1 pseudogene is annotated in these 600 nt (G+C 63.2%); it reads right to left on the bottom strand.

The features are described 5' to 3' along the window. A pseudogene (gene sucC / locus ING15_RS19325) lies at window positions 1-600 on the bottom strand (succinate--CoA ligase subunit beta); the annotation flags it as partial.

Genomic DNA, 600 nt, shown 5'->3' with positions numbered 1-600 from the left:
TTATCCCACCGCCTTGACGATCTTCTTGGCGGCGTCGTCGAGGTCGTCGGCGGCGGTGATGGCGAGGCCCGATTCGTTGAGGATCGCCTTGCCCTGGTCGACATTGGTGCCTTCGAGGCGCACCACCAGCGGCACTTTCAGCCCGACCTCCTTGACCGCGGCGACGACGCCTTCGGCGATCACGTCACAGCGCATGATGCCGCCGAAGATGTTGACCAGGATGCCTTTGACGTTCGGGTCCGAGGTGATGATCTTGAACGCCTCGGTGACCTTCTCCTTGGTGGCGCCGCCGCCGACGTCGAGGAAGTTCGCCGGCTCCTTGCCGTACAGCTTGATGATGTCCATCGTCGCCATGGCCAGCCCCGCGCCGTTGACCATGCAGCCGATGTCGCCGTCGAGCGCCACATAGGCCAGATCGTGCTTCGACGCCTCGATCTCCTTGGCGTCCTCTTCCGATTCGTCGCGCAGCGCCCTGATGTCGTCGTGGCGATAGAGCGCGTTGCCGTCGAACGAGACCTTGGCGTCGAGCACCCTCAGATGCCCGTCCTTCAGGACGATCAGCGGGTTGATCTCGAGAAGGCTCATGTCCTTCTCGGTGTA

It is taken from the genome of Aurantimonas marina (assembly GCF_017183135.1).
Taxonomy (GTDB): Bacteria; Pseudomonadota; Alphaproteobacteria; order Rhizobiales; family Rhizobiaceae; genus Aurantimonas; species Aurantimonas marina.
The sequence above is the reverse complement of the archived record's forward strand: the minus strand, read 5'-3'. Positions and strand labels throughout refer to the sequence as shown.